This window comes from Arthrobacter sp. RT-1 (assembly GCF_003367205.1).
In the GTDB taxonomy this organism is placed as follows: domain Bacteria; phylum Actinomycetota; class Actinomycetes; order Actinomycetales; family Micrococcaceae; genus Arthrobacter.
Genome location: NZ_QRGQ01000001.1, coordinates 166169 through 184126, shown reverse-complemented (window position 1 = coordinate 184126; position 17958 = coordinate 166169). Strand labels below are relative to the sequence as shown.

General features: G+C 65.7%; 16 protein-coding genes. 3 read left to right on the top strand and 13 right to left on the bottom strand.

The features are described from left to right. Positions 1–184 precede the first annotated feature (184 nt). The 3 genes from zwf to pgl are packed head-to-tail and all read left to right on the top strand — an operon-like array spanning position 185 to position 3487. Positions 185–1741 carry a glucose-6-phosphate dehydrogenase gene (gene zwf, locus DXK94_RS00810; RefSeq protein WP_115523416.1) on the top strand — a complete coding sequence of 519 codons (1557 nt, stop codon included), beginning with the start codon at positions 185–187 and terminating at the stop codon, positions 1739–1741. After that, positions 1738–2679, top strand: a complete 942-nt coding sequence (locus tag DXK94_RS00805; protein ID WP_115523415.1) for a glucose-6-phosphate dehydrogenase assembly protein OpcA — start codon at positions 1738–1740, stop codon at positions 2677–2679. Before zwf ends, DXK94_RS00805 begins: the two co-directional genes overlap by 4 nt. Beyond that, entirely contained in the window at positions 2669–3487 is an 819-nt protein-coding gene (pgl, locus tag DXK94_RS00800) for a 6-phosphogluconolactonase (RefSeq protein ID WP_115523414.1), read from the top strand. The genes DXK94_RS00805 and pgl overlap by 11 nt, the downstream gene beginning before the upstream one ends. Here pgl and DXK94_RS00795 read toward each other — a convergent pair. The 13 genes from DXK94_RS00795 to uvrA form a co-directional block, all read right to left on the bottom strand. After that, a complete protein-coding gene (locus tag DXK94_RS00795; RefSeq protein WP_115523413.1) occupies positions 3440–3838 on the bottom strand; it encodes an RNA polymerase-binding protein RbpA in 399 nt (132 codons plus the stop codon). The two genes, pgl and DXK94_RS00795, sit on opposite strands and share 48 nt — an antisense overlap. A 129-nt stretch (positions 3839–3967) precedes the next feature. Then, positions 3968–4222 (bottom strand): preprotein translocase subunit SecG, encoded by a 255-nt coding sequence (gene secG, locus DXK94_RS00790; protein WP_115523412.1) that lies wholly within the window; start codon positions 4220–4222, stop codon positions 3968–3970. 50 nt (positions 4223–4272) lie between these two features. Next, complete coding sequence (gene tpiA, locus DXK94_RS00785; protein WP_115523411.1) at positions 4273–5088, bottom strand: triose-phosphate isomerase; 816 nt, start codon at positions 5086–5088, stop codon at positions 4273–4275. A 114-nt stretch (positions 5089–5202) separates the two neighbouring features. Beyond that, entirely contained in the window at positions 5203–6429 is a 1227-nt protein-coding gene (locus tag DXK94_RS00780) for a phosphoglycerate kinase (protein WP_115523410.1), read from the bottom strand. A 10-nt stretch (positions 6430–6439) separates the two neighbouring features. Continuing rightward, on the bottom strand, positions 6440–7450 hold the full coding sequence (gene gap / locus DXK94_RS00775; RefSeq protein WP_115523409.1) for a type I glyceraldehyde-3-phosphate dehydrogenase: 1011 nt from the start codon (positions 7448–7450) through the stop codon (positions 6440–6442). Between the two features lie 261 nt (positions 7451–7711). Next, on the bottom strand, positions 7712–8338 hold the full coding sequence (locus tag DXK94_RS00770; protein ID WP_115523408.1) for a superoxide dismutase: 627 nt from the start codon (positions 8336–8338) through the stop codon (positions 7712–7714). Positions 8339–8438: 100 nt separating this feature from the next. After that, complete coding sequence (gene whiA / locus DXK94_RS00765; protein WP_115523407.1) at positions 8439–9419, bottom strand: DNA-binding protein WhiA; 981 nt, start codon at positions 9417–9419, stop codon at positions 8439–8441. A 9-nt stretch (positions 9420–9428) separates the two neighbouring features. Continuing rightward, a complete protein-coding gene (yvcK, locus tag DXK94_RS00760) occupies positions 9429–10448 on the bottom strand; it encodes a uridine diphosphate-N-acetylglucosamine-binding protein YvcK (RefSeq protein WP_115523406.1) in 1020 nt (339 codons plus the stop codon). Beyond that, complete coding sequence (gene rapZ / locus DXK94_RS00755) at positions 10448–11371, bottom strand: RNase adapter RapZ (protein WP_079596037.1); 924 nt, start codon at positions 11369–11371, stop codon at positions 10448–10450. Before rapZ ends, yvcK begins: the two co-directional genes overlap by 1 nt. A 71-nt stretch (positions 11372–11442) precedes the next feature. Next, positions 11443–13524 carry an excinuclease ABC subunit UvrC gene (uvrC, locus tag DXK94_RS00750; RefSeq protein ID WP_115523405.1) on the bottom strand — a complete coding sequence of 694 codons (2082 nt, stop codon included), beginning with the start codon at positions 13522–13524 and terminating at the stop codon, positions 11443–11445. A gap of 68 nt (positions 13525–13592) precedes the next feature. Beyond that, positions 13593–14261, bottom strand: a complete 669-nt coding sequence (locus tag DXK94_RS00745; RefSeq protein WP_079596035.1) for a 1-acyl-sn-glycerol-3-phosphate acyltransferase — start codon at positions 14259–14261, stop codon at positions 13593–13595. Continuing rightward, entirely contained in the window at positions 14248–14964 is a 717-nt protein-coding gene (locus DXK94_RS00740) for an HAD hydrolase-like protein (protein WP_115523404.1), read from the bottom strand. Before DXK94_RS00740 ends, DXK94_RS00745 begins: the two co-directional genes overlap by 14 nt. 69 nt (positions 14965–15033) lie before the next feature. Then, entirely contained in the window at positions 15034–17958 is a 2925-nt protein-coding gene (gene uvrA / locus DXK94_RS00735; RefSeq protein WP_115523403.1) for an excinuclease ABC subunit UvrA, read from the bottom strand.

Genomic DNA, 17958 nt, shown 5'->3' with positions numbered 1-17958 from the left:
GGCGCCGACGTCGCCGTCGCCGGCGGAGCAATCTACGGCGCAGCCGACCCCGCACTGGCAGCAAAAGAACTCCGCGAAGCCATCGCATAACCCACCCCCCCCGAACCGTGTACTGCCCGCACAAAACCACCACAGCGGGCAGTACACGGCCACCGCATCTGCCTTTTGAAAGTTAGAACCCACAATGTCGCTTACATACGCTGACTCACCTTCAAGGTCCAGGCGCAATCCGCTCCGGGATCCGCGTGACCGTCGTTTGAACCGGATTGCGGGTCCGTCGTCGTTGGTGCTCTTTGGGGTTACCGGTGATTTGGCGCGCAAGAAGTTGATGCCGGCTGTGTATGACCTGGCGAACCGGGGGTTGTTGCCGCCGAGTTTCGCGTTGGTGGGTTTTGGGCGCCGGGAGTGGAGTGACGCTGATTTCGCCGGCCAGGTGAAGTCCTCGGTCCAGTCCTACGCCAGGACACCGTTTGATGAGGCGGTGTGGAACCAGCTGGCTGAGGGCATCCGTTTTGTCCAGGGCGAGTTCGACGACGACGGCGCGTTTGAGCGGCTCGGCGAGACGATCAAGGAACTGGACGATGTCCGCGGGACCCGCGGGAACCACGCGTTTTATTTGTCGATCCCGCCAAAGGCGTTTGAGCAGGTCTGCCGGCAGCTGTCCAAGCACGGCCTGGCGCAGGCCGAGGGTGAGAAGTGGCGGCGGGTGGTGATCGAGAAGCCGTTCGGGCACGACCTGGAATCGGCCCGGCAGCTGAACGACATTGTCGAGTCGGTGTTCCCCCCGGATGCCGTGTTCCGGATCGATCATTACCTGGGTAAGGAAACGGTCCAGAACATCCTGGCGTTGCGGTTCGCGAACCAGTTGTTCGAGCCGTTGTGGAACGCGAATTACGTGGACCATGTCCAGATCACGATGGCCGAGGACATCGGCACCGGCGGCCGGGCCGGGTATTACGACGGCGTGGGCGCCGCGAGGGACGTGATCCAGAACCACCTGCTGCAGTTGTTGGCCCTGACCGCGATGGAGGAGCCGATCTCCTTCAACGCCGATGATTTGCGGGCGGAGAAGGAAAAGGTCCTCGCCGCGGTCAAGCTCCCGGAGGACCTGTCCACGCACTCTGCGCGGGGGCAGTTCACCGGCGGCTGGCAGGGCGGCGAACAGGTCCAGGGCTACCTGGAGGAAGAGGGCATCCCGGCCGATTCCACCACCGAGACGTTCGCCGCGATCCGGGTGGACATCCACACCCGCCGCTGGTCCGGTGTCCCGTTCTACCTGCGCGCCGGCAAGCGCCTGGGGAGGCGGGTGACGGAGATCGCGGTGGTGTTCAAACGCGCCCCGAACCTGTTGTTCCGTGACCATGGGGAGGATGACTTCGGGCAGAACGCCGTGGTGATCCGGGTCCAGCCCGACGAGGGCGTGACGATCCGGTTCGGGTCCAAGGTCCCTGGCACGCAGATGGAAGTCCGTGACGTGACGATGGACTTCGGCTACGGCCACTCGTTCACCGAATCCAGCCCCGAGGCGTATGAGCGGTTGATCCTGGACGTGCTGCTCGGTGAGCCGCCGCTGTTCCCGCGGCATGAGGAAGTGGAGCTGTCCTGGAAAATCCTTGACCCGTTCGAGGACTACTGGGCCACCCTGGATGAACAGCCCGAACCCTACGCCCCGGGCTCCTGGGGCCCGGCCAGCGCGGACGAACTGCTGGCCCGTGACGGACGAACCTGGAGAAGGCCATGATTGTTGACCTGCCGGACACCACCACCTCGAATGTGTCCAAAAAGATCATGGCCCTGCGCGAGCAGGGCGGCGTGATCGCCCTCGGCCGGGTGCTGACCCTGGTGGTGGTCACGAAGTCCGGGCTTGAGGAAGAAGCGATCGAAGCCGCGAACGAGGCCAGCCGGGAACACCCCTGCCGGATCATCGTCCTGGCCGACGCCGGCAAAAACGCACCGGACCGGCTCGACGCGCAGATCCGGGTGGGCGGGGACGCCGGCGCCTCGGAAGTGATCGTGCTGCGCGGCTACGGCCAGCTCGCCCACGAATCCGAGTCGCTGGTCGCCGCGCTGCTGCTCCCGGACGCGCCGATCGTGGCCTGGTGGCCGCACGGCGCCCCGGAAAGCGCCTGCGACACCTCCATCGGCCGGATTGCGCACCGCCGGATTACCGACTCCGCGAACGAACCGGACCCGCAGGCTGCACTGGAGAACATCCGGTCCACCTACAAAGCCGGCGACACCGACCTCGCCTGGACCCGCCTGACCAACTGGCGCATCCAACTCGCAGCCGTCCTGGACCAGGTGGACTCCTCCCCGGTGACCGCCGTCGCCGTCGAAGGAGCCTCGGACTCCCCGTCCACCATCCTGCTGGCGGCCTGGCTCACCCTGACCCTGGACGCACCCGTCACAATCGTCGCGGACCCCGCCGGCACCGGCATCCGCCGCGTCCGGCTCACCCGACCCGGCGGGGACGTCCAGCTCTTCCGGCCGGGACTGTCCGTCGCTGAACTCACCCAGCCGGGCCAGCCCGCCCAGCGGATCTCGCTTCCCCGCCGCAGCCTCCGCGACTGCCTCGCCGAAGAACTCCGCCGTTTGGACCCCGACGAAGTTTTCGGCGAAGTGATTACTATTGGACTGCCACGTACCAATCTAAGGAGCGTCCGTCCCAGTGAGCGTTGAGCCAAGAGTAAGCATCCATCCTGATTCGTCTGTTCTCATGGCAGCCATCGCGGCCAGGCTCATCACCAAACTGGTGGATGTGCAGGACAAGTACGGCGAGGCCACTGTGGTGCTGACCGGAGGCTCGGTTGGCATTGGGACGCTGAAGGCTGTTGCAGACTCTCCGGCCGCTCCCGCCGTCGACTGGTCCAAGGTCAACTTCTGGTGGGGTGACGAACGCTTTGTGGGCTCGCAGGACCCTGACCGGAACACAAAGCAGGCGTTTGACGCACTGCTGTCCCGCATCCCGGTAGATCCTGAGCGGGTCTTCCAGCCGGGCTCCTCGGACGAGTTCGGCAGCCCGGAAGAAGCTGCGGACGATTACGCCCGGCGCCTCCGGGAGGCTGCCGCCGCTGAGCATGCTGCGGACATGTCCGATGACCGGCCCGAGGAACCTTCCGTCCTGCCGCGCCTGGACGTTGTCCTGCTCGGTGTGGGTCCCGACGCGCATGTGGCGTCGCTCTTTCCGGAGCAGGGCGGTATCAGGGAGAAGGAACGCACGGTGGTGGGGGTCCGCAACTCCCCCAAACCGCCTCCGCTGCGGGTCTCGCTCACCCTCCCGGCCATCAATACGGCCTCCGAGGTCTGGATGGTGGTTGCGGGCGAGGACAAAGCCGGCGCCGTGGGCCTTGCCCTCGCGGGTGCCAACCCCGTCCAGGTACCGGCTGCAGGTCCGCGGGGAACCTCCCGGACCCTGTGGCTCATCGACGAAAACGCAGCCTCACGTGTCCCGCAGCAGCTCGTCCGGAAGGACGCCGCGGGCGCGTAGCCTCTCGAGCGCTCCGGCCAGGACGTCTTCCGCGTCCTGGCCGGAGCGCCGTTCTTTAACGTACTCAAGGTGGCTCTTGAAACCGTCGTCCATGTCGTCGGCAGCTGCTGCCGCCGCCTGGCCGTCCCTGGAGGCCGGAGCGCCACACCGCCGGCAGTCCCACACGGCAGGGATCTGGTCCTCGGGAAGCTTGAGGAAGACGGGCTGGGTTTCGTGCCCCTTCGCGCACCAGTAGGACACCTGGATCCGCGGCAGGGCGCTCCCGTGGTCCTCGGTGGATTGAAGGCTTGAACCTGTTCCTGCCGTTACCCCCGCGCGGGTACCTCGGAAGCCTGACGCTGGATGGACCACCGCAACTCCTGCCTTGACGCCATTGTTAAAGCAAAACTGTGGCTGTCGAAATAGCCGACAGCCACAGTTTAGTTGGCAGATCCGTACCGTGGGAGTACCCGCGGGAATCGCAGCCTCAAACGTTGGGGATCAGGAGTCCCCGCCGCTGAACCGCATGATCAGGCCCAGGGCGATGATCACCACACCCCAGGTGACACCGAGGACCACCGTGAACCTGTTCAGGTTGCGCTCCGCCACGCCGGAGGAGCTCAGGCCCGAACTCATGCCACCGCCGAACATATCGGACATTCCGCCGCCCCGTCCCTTGTGGAGGAGGATAAGCAGCGTCAGCAGGAGGCTGGTGATGCCCAGGAGGATCTGCAGAATGACATGAAGAACGTCCACGACGGCCTTTCAGAAAGTTGGAATTGCGGGAGTATGTGCGGCGGGACGGATCAGTCCGTCACCAGGTGACTCTCGAACCTGACAATATTAGCAAACTCGGCAGGATCGAGGCTCGCGCCACCCACCAACAGGCCGTCCACGTCCCGCTCCTGCAGGATGGCGGCGGCGTTGTTGGCCTTGACCGAGCCGCCGTAGAGCAGGCGGGTCTTCGCTGCGACATCGGCGCCAAAAAGCGTTTCCAGCTCGGCGCGGATGGCGGCGCACATTTCCTGTGCATCCCCCGGACCCGCAACTTCTCCGGTTCCGATGGCCCAGACCGGCTCGTAGGCGACTACAAGCTCGGCTGCCTGCTCATTCGTGAGGCCCGCAACTCCGGCGCGCAGCTGTTCCAGCGTGTGGTTCACGTGCGTGCCGGCCTGCCGGATTTCCAGCCCTTCGCCAACGCACAGGACAGGAGTGACGCCGTGCTTGAAGGCGGCTTTGACCTTCGCGTTGAGGACGTCGTCGGACTCGTTATGGATGGTGCGGCGTTCGCTGTGTCCCACCAGCACGTACGCGCACCCCAGCTTGTTCAGGAACTGGCCGGAGATGTCACCGGTGTAGGCGCCCGAGTCGAACTGGGAGAGGTCCTGGCCGCCGTAGGCGATGTCAAGGTCGTCGCCCTGAACGAGCGTCTGGACGCCGCGGAGATCGGTGAACGGGGGGAAGACAGCAACTTCGACGCGGCTGTAGTCATGCTTTGCGTCGGAAAGGGTCCAGGCCAGTTTCTGCAGGAGGGTGATGCCCTGCACGTGGTCCATGTTCATCTTCCAGTTGCCCGCGATGAAGGGCTTGCGGTCGAAAGCGCCGTTCGTTGACGTAGTCACGTATTCTCCAAAAAAGTTTGTGATAAGTGTTCGGCCGGCAGGCTGCCGCGGGCAACCTGCCGGCCGAAGGATTGACAGACCGGTAGTACTACCGGAAGGCCTTACCGGAAGGCTCTACCGGTCCAGGACGCTGAGTCCCGGGAGTTCCTTGCCCTCGAGGTATTCCAGGCTCGCTCCGCCGCCGGTGGAGATGTGCCCGAACTGCTCATCGGCGAAACCCAGCGTCCGCACGGCTGCCGCGGAGTCCCCGCCGCCAACCACGGTAAACGCTTCGGTTTCGGTCAGGGCCTGGGCAATCGCGCGGGTTCCGGCCGAGAAGGCTTCGAACTCGAAGACCCCCATGGGACCGTTCCAGAAGACCGTCCGGGCACCCTTGATACGGTCGGCGAAGGCAGCGGCAGAGTCCGGGCCGATGTCGAGCCCGATGCCCTGCGCGCCGAAGCTGCTGTCCTCAATGGCATCCGCAGCAACGGTTTCGTACGCAGCGTCGGCCGCGAACTTCTCCGCCACCACGACGTCAGTGGGCACCACGAATTCGGTGCCGGCATCGGCCGCGCGCTTAAGGTAGTCCTGGACCACGGGGATCTGGTCTTCCTCGAGCAGGCTTCCAGCCACCTTGTGGCCGGCAGCGGCGAGGAAGGTGAACAGCATGCCGCCGCCCACCAGGATGGTGTCCGCCTTGCCGAGCAGGTTGTCGATGACCGCGAGCTTGTCAGAGACCTTGGAACCGCCCAGCACCACGACGTAGGGACGCTGCGTATCGGCGGTGAGCTTGCGCAGGACCTCCACCTCGGTGTGCACCAGGTCGCCCTGGTACGACGGAAGCCGGGTGGCGACGTCGTACACGCTGGCGTGCTTGCGGTGCACGGCACCGAAGGCGTCATCCACGTAGGCGCCGTTGTTGCCGGTCAGCGCAACCAGCTCGTCAGCGAAGGCGCCGCGCTGGGCGTCGTCCTTGCTGGTCTCGCGGGCGTCGAAGCGGACGTTCTCCAGGACGAGGACCTCGCCGTCCTGCAGCGCGGCTGCTGCCTCTTTGGCGGAGGCTCCCACGGTGTCGTCTGCGAGGGTGACCTTGAAGTCCGCCAGTTCCGCCAGCCGGGTGGCTGCGGGGCGAAGGGAGTACTTGTCTTCGGGTGCGCCCTTGGGGCGTCCGAGGTGGGCTGTTACCAGCACGCGGGCACCGGCGTCCGTGAGCTTTGACAGCACTGGAAGTGAGGCCTTGATGCGGCCGTCGTCAGTGACTGTAGAGCCGTCGAGCGGCACATTCAGGTCACTTCGAACCAGAATGTACCGCCCGCGGACACCTTCAGCGATGAGTTCGTTGAGGGTGTGAGATGTCATGTGTCTAACCCTAGCCCAGCTTGGATGCGACAAGCTCCGTAAGGTCAACGAGGCGGTTTGAGTAGCCCCATTCGTTGTCATACCAGGAAACAACCTTGACCTGGTTGCCAATCACCTTGGTCAGGCCGGAGTCAAAGATGGACGACGCCGGGTCCCCGACGATGTCCGAGGAGACGATCGGCTCATCGGTGTAGGTCAGGAAGCCCTGCAGTTCCTCGGACTCCGCGGCGCGCTTGAGGGCGGCGTTGACTTCCTCGACGGTGGTCTCGCGGGAGACCGTGACGGTGAGGTCGGTGGCCGAACCGGTGGGCACGGGAACGCGGATGGCGTAGCCGTCCAGCTTGCCCTTCAGCTCGGGCAGGACGAGTCCGATGGCCTTGGCTGCACCGGTGGAGGTGGGAACCATGTTGATGGCGGCGGCGCGTGCACGGCGGAGGTCGTTGTGCGGGCCGTCCTGCAGGTTCTGGTCTGCGGTGTAGGCGTGGACGGTTGTCATGAGGCCGCGTTCGATGCCGAACTCGTCGTTGACCACCTTGGCCAGCGGGCCGAGGCAGTTGGTGGTGCAGGATGCGTTGGAAATGATGTGGTGCGTGGCGTTGTCGTACAGCTTGTGGTTCACGCCCATCACGATGGTGATGTCTTCATCGGACGCCGGGGCGGAGATGAGGACCTTCTTGGCGCCGGCGTCGATGTGCTTCTGCGCAGCGGCGGCCTTGGTGAAGAAGCCGGTGGATTCGATGACGATGTCCACGCCCAGCTCGCCCCAGGGCAGGTTGGCGGGATCGCGCTCAGCCAGGACCTTGATGACGTTGCCGTTGACGACGAAGTTGCCGTCCTTGACCTCGATGGTTTCCTTCAGCCGGCCGCCGACGGAGTCGTACTTGAACAGGTGCGCCAGGGCCTCGGGGCTGGTGAGGTCGTTGACGGCAACGATCTCCAGGTCCGCGCCTTGTGCAAGCGCTGCGCGGAAGTAGTTGCGGCCAATACGGCCAAAGCCGTTGATACCAATACGGGTCGTCACTTTTTCAGTCTCCTTGGTGCTTTATGAAGCACTACTAGTTGAGCGGGCGTTCAAGCCAACTAACAGATCCCGCACGCCATTGGGCAGAGATGATTTACATACGGAGGGCGACCAGCCTCATTGCTGAAGGCTAACCGCCTTCCGTGACCTATCTTACGTTTAACTGGGTCCGCCCCCGCAAGTGCGGGGGCGGACGGTCCACATCGCGGCCTCTTTAAGTCCGAATGTGAAGTTTGTTACACACGCGTGTGGCGGTGCTCACTACCGTACGGTGATGAGTCCCGTGGCGTTGCTGCGTGCTGCCTCGAACCGCTTGGCGACGTCGGCCCAGTTGACGATGTTCCAGAACGCCTTGACGTAGTCAGCCTTGACGTTGACGTAGTCCAGGTAGAAGGCGTGCTCCCACATGTCGAGCATCAGCAGCGGGGTGGTGCCCAGCGCCACGTTGCCCTGCTGGTCGTACAGCTGCTCGATGACCAGGTTGCCACCGATGGGCTCGTAGGCCAGGAAGCCCCAGCCCGAACCCTGCAGGCCCAGGGCAGCTGCGGAGAACTGTGCACGGAACGCGTCGAAGGAGCCGAAGGCGTCATCGATGGCTGCAGCCAGCTCACCTTCGGGCTTGTCGCCGCCGTCCGGGGAGAGGTTGTTCCAGAACACGGAGTGGTTGACGTGGCCGCCGGTGTGGAACGCGAGGTCCTTGGAGAGCCGGTTGATGTTGGCGAAGTCGCCCTTTTCGCGGGCTTCAGCCAGCTGTGCCAGGGCGTTGTTGGCGCCTGCCACGTAGGCTGCGTGGTGCTTGCTGTGGTGCAGCTCCATGATCCGCGCGGAAATGTGCGGTTCGAGGGCGGCGTAGTCGTAGCTGAGTTCCGGCAAAACGTACTCGGTCACAAAATCCTCCAATATCGTGGACACTCGGTCCGGGTGGTAACTCTCGGATTGTGCATCCGGACGGCGGGCGCCCGGAATTATTTTTGATTCTATGGGGCGCTCACTCGTCGAGCATTTCGGGCGTCACATTGGCTTCGGTTCCGGGTATGCCAAGGTCAAGGGCCCGCTTGTCCGCCATCGCCAGGAGACGGCGGATCCGTCCTGCGATGGCGTCCTTGGTCATGACGGGATCGGCCAGCCGCCCCAGTTCGTCCAGGCTGGCCTGTTTGTGGGCAACGCGCAGTTCGCCCGCGTATTTCAGGTGCTCGGGAACGTCGTCGCCGAGGATCTCAAGGGCCCGGTCCACGCGCGCGCCCGCCGCGACGGCCGCCTGTGCCGAGCGGCGCAGGTTGGCGTCATCAAAGTTGGCGAGGCGGTTGGCGGTGGCCCGGACTTCCTTGCGCATCCGCCGTTCCTCCCAGACCATCAGTGCGTCGTGGGCACCCATGCGGGTGAGAAGGGCGGCGATGGTGTCGCCGTCGCGGATGACAACGCGGTCCACTCCCCTGACTTCGCGCGCCTTGGCCTGGATGTCCAGCCGGCGGGCGGCGCCCACCAGTGCCAGGGCTGATTCGGGGCCGGGGCAGGTGACCTCCAGGGAGGAGGAGCGGCCGGGTTCGGTGAGTGAGCCGTGGGCCAGGAAGGCGCCGCGCCAGACGGCCTCCGCATCCGCTGCCGAACCGTTGACGACGGCGGACGGCAACCCGCGCACGGGGCGGCCGCGGCCGTCCAGGAGGCCGGTCTGCCGGGCCAGCGCCTCGCCGTCGCGCACTACCCGGACCACGTACCTGCTGGCGCGCCGCAGCCCGCCCGCCGAGACTACGATGATCTCGCTCTGGTGTCCGTAGACCTCGGCAATGGCCGACCGCAGCCGCCGCGCGGTGGACGCGAGGTCCACTTCGGCCTCGATGACGATCCGGCCGGAAATGATGTGGAGTCCGCCTGCGAAGCGGAGCATCGCGGAAACTTCCGCCTTGCGCACTGATGACTTCTTGATGTCCAGACGGGACAGTTCTTCCTTGACCGATGCTGTCAGTGCCATGGCACCTTCCTAACTGTTCCCAAAAATGTCCTGGTACGCCGTCGCCAGACGCAGGGGGTCATGGACGGGCCGGCGAACCGACGCCCCTACTTTACCCAAGACCACCTCGGCGCCGATCATCGCGGCTGCCTTCTCGAACTCCTGCCGGTCCGGAACGGAGGCGGGATCCGCCAGGACGACGTCCACGCTGAATTCCGGAGCGTAACGGCGCAGCACGTGGAGGTGGTCGGCGGCCGTCATGCCCGACGTTTCCTTGGTGTCCGTGGCGAGGTTCATGGTGAGGCAGCGTTTGGCTGGGGTATGGCACAGCGCCTGCCGCATTTCGGGCAGGAGCAGGTGCGGGAGCACGGAGGTGTACCAGGAGCCCGGGCCCAGGATGACCCAGTCCGCGAGTTCGATGGCCGTGAGTGCTTCGGTGCAGGCCGGGGCGGCTTCCGGCAGGAGCCGCACCTGCTCCAGGGAACCTGCAACGGCGCACCGTGCCTGCCCGTGGATTGTCTGCAGCACGGATTCGCCGTCGGGTGCGGTGACCCGGACATCCCCTTCGATGGTCAGGGGCACGGTGGACATGGGCAGCACCTGGCCGCGCGCGCCGAGCAGGGCACCGGCCCACTTGAGGCCGGCGACGGCGTCGCCGAGCAGTTCCCAGAGGGTGACGATGAGCAGGTTCCCCATGGCGTGCTCGTCCAGGGAGCCGCCGGGGCCATTGCCGGGACGGAAGCGGTGCTGCATGACGTCGCGCCAGGTGCGTCCCCAGTCGGTATCGTCGCAAAGGGCTGACAGTGCCATGCGCAGGTCGCCGGGCGGGAGGACGCCGTACTCCTCGCGCAGACGCCCGGAAGAGCCGCCGTCGTCCGCTACCGTCACGATGGCGGTGAGCTGGGAGGTGAGCAGGCGCAGCGCCGAAAGGGAGGCGGCCAGGCCGTGCCCGCCGCCGAGGGCGACCACGTTGGGGCCTTTGTCCTGCTGCGCCGCCGATGTCCCGGAGGCAGGCGGGACCAACGGCAGTGCGCCGGTGAACAGCGCCATTATTCGCGGCCCAGATCCCGGTGCGTGGTGGTCACCGTGACCCGCGGGTATTGCGCCAGCTTCTTGGAAAGTTCGACGGCGACGGCCACGGAGCGGTGCTTCCCGCCCGTGCAGCCCACGGCGATGGTGGCGTAGTGCTTGTTTTCCCGGCGGTAGCCGTCCAAGACGGGCTCGAGGGCCATGACGTAGCGGTCCACGAAGTTCTTGACGCCCTCGGCCTCGAGGACGTAGTCGCTGACGTCCTTGTCCAGCCCGGTGTGCGGGCGCAGCTGCGGCACCCAGTGCGGGTTGGGGATGAACCGGACGTCGGCCACGTAGTTGGAATCGACGGGCAGGCCGTACTTGAAGCCGAAGCTCATGATGTTCAGGCGGAGGGCCACCGGGCCGGTTTCGCTGAACAGTTCCGTGATGGCCGTGGCCAGGCCGTGGACGTTGTAGCCGGAGGTGTCCAGCACGACGTCGGAGCTGTCGCGCAGTTCCTGGAGCAGCTCGCGTTCCGCCGCGATGCCGTCGAGGATGCGCCCGCCGCCCTGCAGCGGGTGGGGCCGGCGCCCCTGCTCGAAGCGGCGGACCAGGACGTTGTCGCTGGCGTCGAGGAACAGCACGCGGAAGGTGACGCCGCTGGCGGCGAGGGCTCCCAGGGCGGCGCGGATGTCCGCGAAGAGGCCCTTGCTGCGGACGTCGATCACCACGGCCAGGCGCGGGATGGACTGCGGGGCGTGCGAGACGAGTTCGGCCAGCGTCCCCAGCATCTGCGGCGGCAGATTCTCCACGACGTACCAGCCGTGGTCCTCGAGGGCGTCAGCCGCTGTACTCCGTCCGGCGCCGGACATCCCGGTGACCACCAGCAGCTCCGCTTCGAGCGGCTTTACGGGCTGCATCCCGTCAAGCCCGGCTCCGGATTCCGCCGTCGTGTCTGCCATTAAGTACGCCCCGTTTCTGTTGTTGTCACGCGGGGCGGCCGCACTGGCGGAAACCCCGCTCTTTACCCTAGCTAAGTTTCGATGATTTCGCCGGTGGTCATGTTGATGGCCGGTACCGTGGCTGCGGTCGGACCCTCGGCAGAAAAATGGGTCACGATGGCGCCGGCCAGTGCCGGTCCGATGCCCTTCGCCTGGGAAAGTTCCTCCGCGGTGGCGGCCTTGACGCCCTTGACGGACCCGAAATGGGCCAGCAGGGCCTTCCGCTTGGACGCGCCCAGCCCCGGCACACCGTCCAGCGCGGAGACCGTCATGGCCTTTCCACGCTTCTGCCGGTGGAACGTGATCGCGAAGCGGTGGGCTTCGTCGCGGATGCGCTGCAGCAGGTAGAGGCCCTGCGAGGTGCGGGGAAGGATGACCGGGAAGTCGCTGTCCGGAAGCCAGACCTCTTCGAGGCGCTTGGCCAGGCCCACAACATAGACGTCATCGATGCCAAGGTCCGCGAGGGCGCGCGCTGCCGCGTTGACCTGCGGCTTGCCGCCGTCCACCACCACCAGGTTGGGCGGGTAGGCGAACTTCGCACGCGGTGCCGGGGTGGTGCTGTCCAGTACGGTGCCTTCCGGTGCCGGTGCGGGTGCCGGTGCCGGTGCCGTGGTTGGTTCGGTGCCCGGTGGTTCAGGGCCCAGCGGTTCAGGGCTCAGGGGTTCAGCGGTCAGGGGCTCCGGGTTGAGCGCGGACTCGTCCACCTGGGCGGACTTGTCCTGCAGGTAGTGGCGGAACCGCCGCGTCAGGACGTCGTGCATGGCGGCGGTATCGTCCGCGGCTGCTGCTCCGGTGACGGAGAACTTGCGGTAGTCGGACTTCTTGGGCAGCCCGTCCTCCACAACCACCATGGAGGCCACCACGTTGGTTCCCTGGACGTGCGAAACGTCGAAGCATTCGATGCGCAGCAGCGGCACAGGCAGGTCCAGCGCCTCCTGAAGTTCCTGGAGCGCCTGCGACCTGACGGTCAGGTCTCCTGCCCGGCGGGTCTTGTGGAGTTTCAGCGCATGCTCCGCGTTTTCACGCACCGTGGACATCAGCGCTGCCTTGTCGCCGCGCTGCGGGACCCGGATGTCCACTTTGGCGCCCCGGATGCCGGCAAGCCACTCCGCCAGCTCCCCGGTGTTGCTGGGCTCCACCGGAACCAGCACTTCGCGGGGCAGCCGGCCGTGGCTGTCGCCGTCGCCGCCATAGACCTGCTGCAGGAGGTGCTCCACGAGGTCCGGGGTGGTGGAATCCTCCACTTTTTCCACGACCCAGCCGCGCTGGCCGCGGATCCTGCCGCCGCGGACGTGGAACACCTGCACGGCGGCTTCCAATTCGTCCTCGTGCAGGGCGAAGATGTCGGCGTCGGTGTCCTCCGCGAGCACCACGGCGTTGCGTTCGAAGACCTTGCGCAGGGCAGTGATGTCATCGCGGATCCTGGCTGCATGCTCGTAGTCGAGTTCAGCCACCGCTTCTGCCATCCGCTTTTCCAGCTTGGCGATGAAGCGCTTGGCCTCCCCGCCCATGAAGGCGCAGAAGTCCTCCGCCAGGGCCCGGTGGTCCTCCGGCGAGATGCGGCCCACGCAGGGTGCGGCGCATTTGTCGATGTAGCCCAGCAGGCACGGGCGCCCGCTGGCCTGGGCCCGTTTGAAGACTCCGGCGCTGCAGCTGCGCACCGGGAAGACCCGGAGCAGGGTGTCCATGGTTTCCCGGATGGCGCCCGCGGTGTAGGGGCCGAAGTAGCGGGTGCCCTTTTTCTTGTCACCGCGCATCACCTGGACGCGCGGGTACTTCTCCCCCATGGTCACTGCGAGGTAGGGGTAAGTTTTGTCGTCCCTGAACACCACGTTGAACCGCGGTTTGAATTCCTTGATCCAGGTGTATTCCAGCTGCAGCGACTCCAGCTCGCTGCCCACCACGGTCCATTCCACGCTGCTGGCGGCATGGACCATGGCGTAGGTTTTCGGCAGCAGCCCGGCAGGGTTGGCGAAGTAGGAGTTCAGCCGTGATCTGAGGCTCTTCGCCTTGCCCACGTAAATGACCCGGCCGTGGGGATCACGGAACCGGTAAACCCCGGGGTTGGTGGGAATCTCACCCGTCCTGGGCCTGTAACTCGCTGGATTTGCCACCTATATAGTCTACTGATCCGCGGCCGATGGCTTTGCCGTGCCGCTGACGGGCACCCCGTTGGCAGGGCCTACTCGATGACCTTGCTCTGGTTGTAGCTGGTGGACCGTTCCTGCCCGCTGAGTTCGGCGATGGCATCCATGATCCGGTCCGTCACTTCGCGCCGGGCAGGCAGCGAGTGGTCCGGCCCGGTCTTGTCGAAGTAGAGCGGCTCGCCCACCTTCATGGTGAAGTGCTGCGGCCGCACGCCCTTCTCGCCTGCCCGCTGCAGGTTTTCCGTCCCGATCAGGCCCACCGGGATCACAGGCGCCCCGGTGGTCAGCGCCAGCCATCCCACCCCCGTGCGTCCGCGGTACAGGATGCCGTCGCGGGAGCGGGTGCCTTCCGGGTAGATGCCGATTCCCCGGCCGGATTCCAGGATGTCCATCAGGGTTTTGAGCGCCTGGACACTGGCAGCCTGCTCGCCGCGTTCCACGGGAATGGACCCCACCGATTCGAAGAAGGCCTTCATGGCCTTGCCCTTGACGCCGCCGGTGGTGAAGTATTCGGCCTTCGCGAAAAAGGCCACCGGGCGGGGCATCAGTGCCTGCACGATGACACTGTCAAAAAAGGACAGGTGGTTGGGAGCGACGATGAACGGCCCGTCGGTGGGGACGTTTTCAATGCCGACGACGGATGGCCGGCAGGTGCCGGCGATCAGGGTGCGGGTGGTCCAGCGGACGGCTTCAAACATTTCCATCGTTTGTCACCTCGCTCATGGCTGCGCTGTGGATGCCCTGCAGCCGGTCGATGGCCTGTGCCAGTTCTTCGGCAGTGCTGACGACCGCAACTGAACCGGCGGCCTCCAGTTCGCCGTCGGGCGCAAACCCCCACGCCACGCCGATGCAGTCGAGGCCGTTGGCGATGGCCCCGGAGACGTCCTGCGCCCGGTCCCCCACCATGATTGCGTGCTGGGTCTCGAGGTCCCGCAGTGCTGCGGCAATGATCTCGGTCTTCCCCAGGGGAACGCCGTCCACGGCCGTTTCGTCATCCGCGGAGCCGCGGATGCTGAGGAACAGTCCGTCGATGCCGTGGTGGGCCAGGACCGTCCGGGCCAGGTTCTGCGGCTTTTGGGTTGCGACAGCCACCGGCCGGCCAGCGGCAGCGTAGGCCGCCAGCAGTTCCAGGATGCCCGGGTAAAGCCGGCTCTGGGCGATGCCGGTGGCCACGTAGTACTCCCGGTAGCGCCGGATGACCTCGTCCAGGAGGCCGGCCGGCACCTTGGCGACGTTGAGGAGCGAATCGCTCAGCTTCGGGCCGATCATCGCCTCGAGCAGGTCCTGGCCGGGGACGGGAAGCCCCAGCCCGCGGAGGGCTGAGGCGATTCCTTCTGTTATCCCACCGGCCGGATCGACAAGAGTGCCGTCCAGGTCAAAGATCACGGGCACTGTTGTTGAAGTCACCGGGTTAGTTTCTCACGACAGAAGCAGTGCCTGAAACTCGCATGCCTGCAGCGGAATACTTCTCCTGCCTTAGCCCAGGATTTCGGCCAGGAAGGTGGCCGTGTGGCTGGTGGTGGAGGTGGCTACCTGCTCCGGCGTGCCGGTGGCAACGACCTGGCCGCCGCCGGAGCCGCCGTCGGGCCCAAGATCCACGATCCAGTCCGCGCTCTTGATGACATCCAGGTTGTGCTCGATGGTGATGACCGTGTTGCCTTTGTCCACCAGCCCCTGCAGGACCATCAGCAGCTTGCGGATGTCCTCGAAGTGCAGGCCGGTGGTGGGCTCGTCCAGGACGTACACGCTGCGGCCGTTGGACCGCTTCTGCAGTTCAGCCGCCAGCTTGACGCGCTGCGCCTCACCGCCGGAAAGCGTGGTGGCGGGCTGGCCGAGCCGGACGTACCCCAGGCCCACGTCCACGAGCGTGTTCAGGTGCCGTGCAATGGGCGAGAACGCCGCAAAGAACTCGGCGCCCTCCTCGATGGGCATGTTGAGGACATCCGCGATGGTTTTGCCCTTGTAGTGCACTTCCAGGGTTTCCCTGTTGTAGCGCGCACCGTGGCATACCTCGCACGGGACGTAGACGTCCGGCAGGAAGTTCATCTCGATCTTCAGTGTGCCGTCACCGGAGCAGGCTTCGCACCGGCCGCCCTTGACGTTGAAGGAGAAGCGGCCGGGAAGGTAGCCCCGGACCTTGGCTTCGGTGGTCTCCGCGAAGAGCTTGCGGATGTTGTCGAACACGCCGGTGTAGGTGGCGGGGTTGGAGCGGGGCGTCCGCCCGATGGGGCTCTGGTCCACGTGGACCACCTTGTCCAGGTGCTCCAGCCCGTGGATGGTCTTGTGCCGCCCCGCTACCTGCTTGGCACCGTTGAGCTTGTTGGCCAGCACCTTGTACAGGATCTCGTTGACAAGAGTGGACTTGCCCGAGCCGCTCACGCCCGTCACCGCGGTGAAGAGGCCAAGCGGGAACGCGGCGTCCACGTTGACCAGGTTGTTTTCCCGCGCACCCACCACCTTGAGTTCGCGCTTCTTGTCGTACTTGCGGCGCTTCTTGGGCACTTCGATGCTCTTGCGGCCCGACAGGTAGTCGCCGGTCAGCGATGCGGTGTTCTCGAGGAGTTCCTTGTAGGAGCCGGAGTGGACCACCTGGCCGCCGTGTTCACCGGCGCCCGGTCCGATGTCCACGATCCAGTCGGCGACATGGATGGTGTCCTCGTCGTGTTCCACGACGATGAGGGTGTTGCCCATGTCCCGGAGCCGGGTAAGGGTGTCGATAAGGCGCCGGTTGTCGCGCTGGTGCAGCCCGATGGAGGGCTCGTCCAGCACGTAGAGCACGCCCACCAGGCCCGAGCCGATCTGGGTGGCGAGCCGGATGCGCTGCGCCTCGCCGCCGGAGAGGGTGGCGGATGGGCGTTCCAGGTTCAGGTATTCCAGCCCCACGTCCAGGAGGAAGGTCAGGCGTGCCTGGATCTCCTTGAGCACCTGGTGTGCGATCTGTGCTTCGCGGCCGGTCAGGACCAGGTTGTTCAGGAACTCTGCGCAGTCGCGCATGGGAAGGGCCGCGACGTCGGCGATGGAATTGCCGTTGATGAGCACCGACAGGGAGGCAGGATTGAGGCGCGCGCCGTTGCAGGCGGGGCAGGGAATCTGCCGCATGTACTCTTCGTAGCGGTCGCGGGCCCAGTCGGAATCGGTCTCGCCGTGCTTGCGGTGGACGTACTGGATGGCCCCTTCAAAGCCGGTGCTGTACTTGCGTTCCCGGCCGAAGCGGTTGCGGTACTGCACCACCACTTTGTGGTCCTTGCCGTGCAGGACGGTCTGGCGGACGTCCTTGCCCAGCTTTTCCCAGGGGGTGTCCATCGAAAACCCGAGTTCCTTGGCGAGGCCCTCCAGGAGCCGGTTCCAGTACTCGGTGGTGGCTGTTCCCAGCGACCAGGGGGCGATGGCGCCCTCGGACAAGGACAGCTCGGGGTTGGGGACGATGAGTTCCTCGTCCACCTCGAGCCGGGTGCCGATGCCGCTGCAGGCGGCGCAGGCGCCGAAAGGGTTGTTGAAGGAGAAGGACCGTGGCTCGATCTCGTCGATGGCAAGGGGATGCTCGTTGGGGCAGGCCAGGTTTTCGGAGAAGGCGCGGATCCGCGCGGGGTCGTCCGCCTCAAGGTCCACGAACTCTGCAAGGACGCGGCCCTCGGCCAGGCCAAGCGCGGTTTCGATGGAGTCGGTGAGGCGCTGGCTGATGCCTTCCTTGACCACGAGGCGGTCCACCACCACTTCGATGGTGTGCTTGAACTGCTTGCCCAGCTTGGGCGGATCGCTCAACTGGACGAGGTCGCCGTCCACCCTGGCCCGGGAATAGCCCTTGGCAGTGAGCTCCTTGAAGAGATCGACGAATTCACCCTTGCGTCCACGCACCACGGGAGCGAGGACCTGGAAACGGGTGCCTTCGTCGAGTTCCAGGAGCTGGTCGACGATCTGCTGCGGAGTTTGCTTGGCCACCGGCTCACCGCAGACCGGGCAGTGCGGCCGTCCCACGCGTGCCCAGAGGAGCCGCATGTAGTCGTAGATCTCGGTGATGGTGCCCACCGTTGAGCGCGGGTTCTTGCTGGTGGACTTCTGGTCGATGGAGACTGCCGGCGAGAGTCCTTCGATGAAGTCGACGTCGGGCTTGTCCACCTGGCCGAGGAATTGCCGGGCGTAGGCGGACAAGGACTCCACGTAGCGGCGCTGGCCTTCGGCGAAGATCGTGTCGAACGCGAGGGAGGACTTGCCGGAGCCGGAGAGGCCGGTGAAGACAATCATGGCGTCGCGCGGCAGGTCGAGATCCACGTTGCGCAGGTTGTGCTCCCGGGCGCCCTTCACCACGAGGCGGGAGAGGTCCGGCCGCTGAAGTGTGGCAGCGGAGGGCACGGCGACGGAAGCGGATTGGATGGCGGATTCTTCAGCTACGGCTTTAGGCAC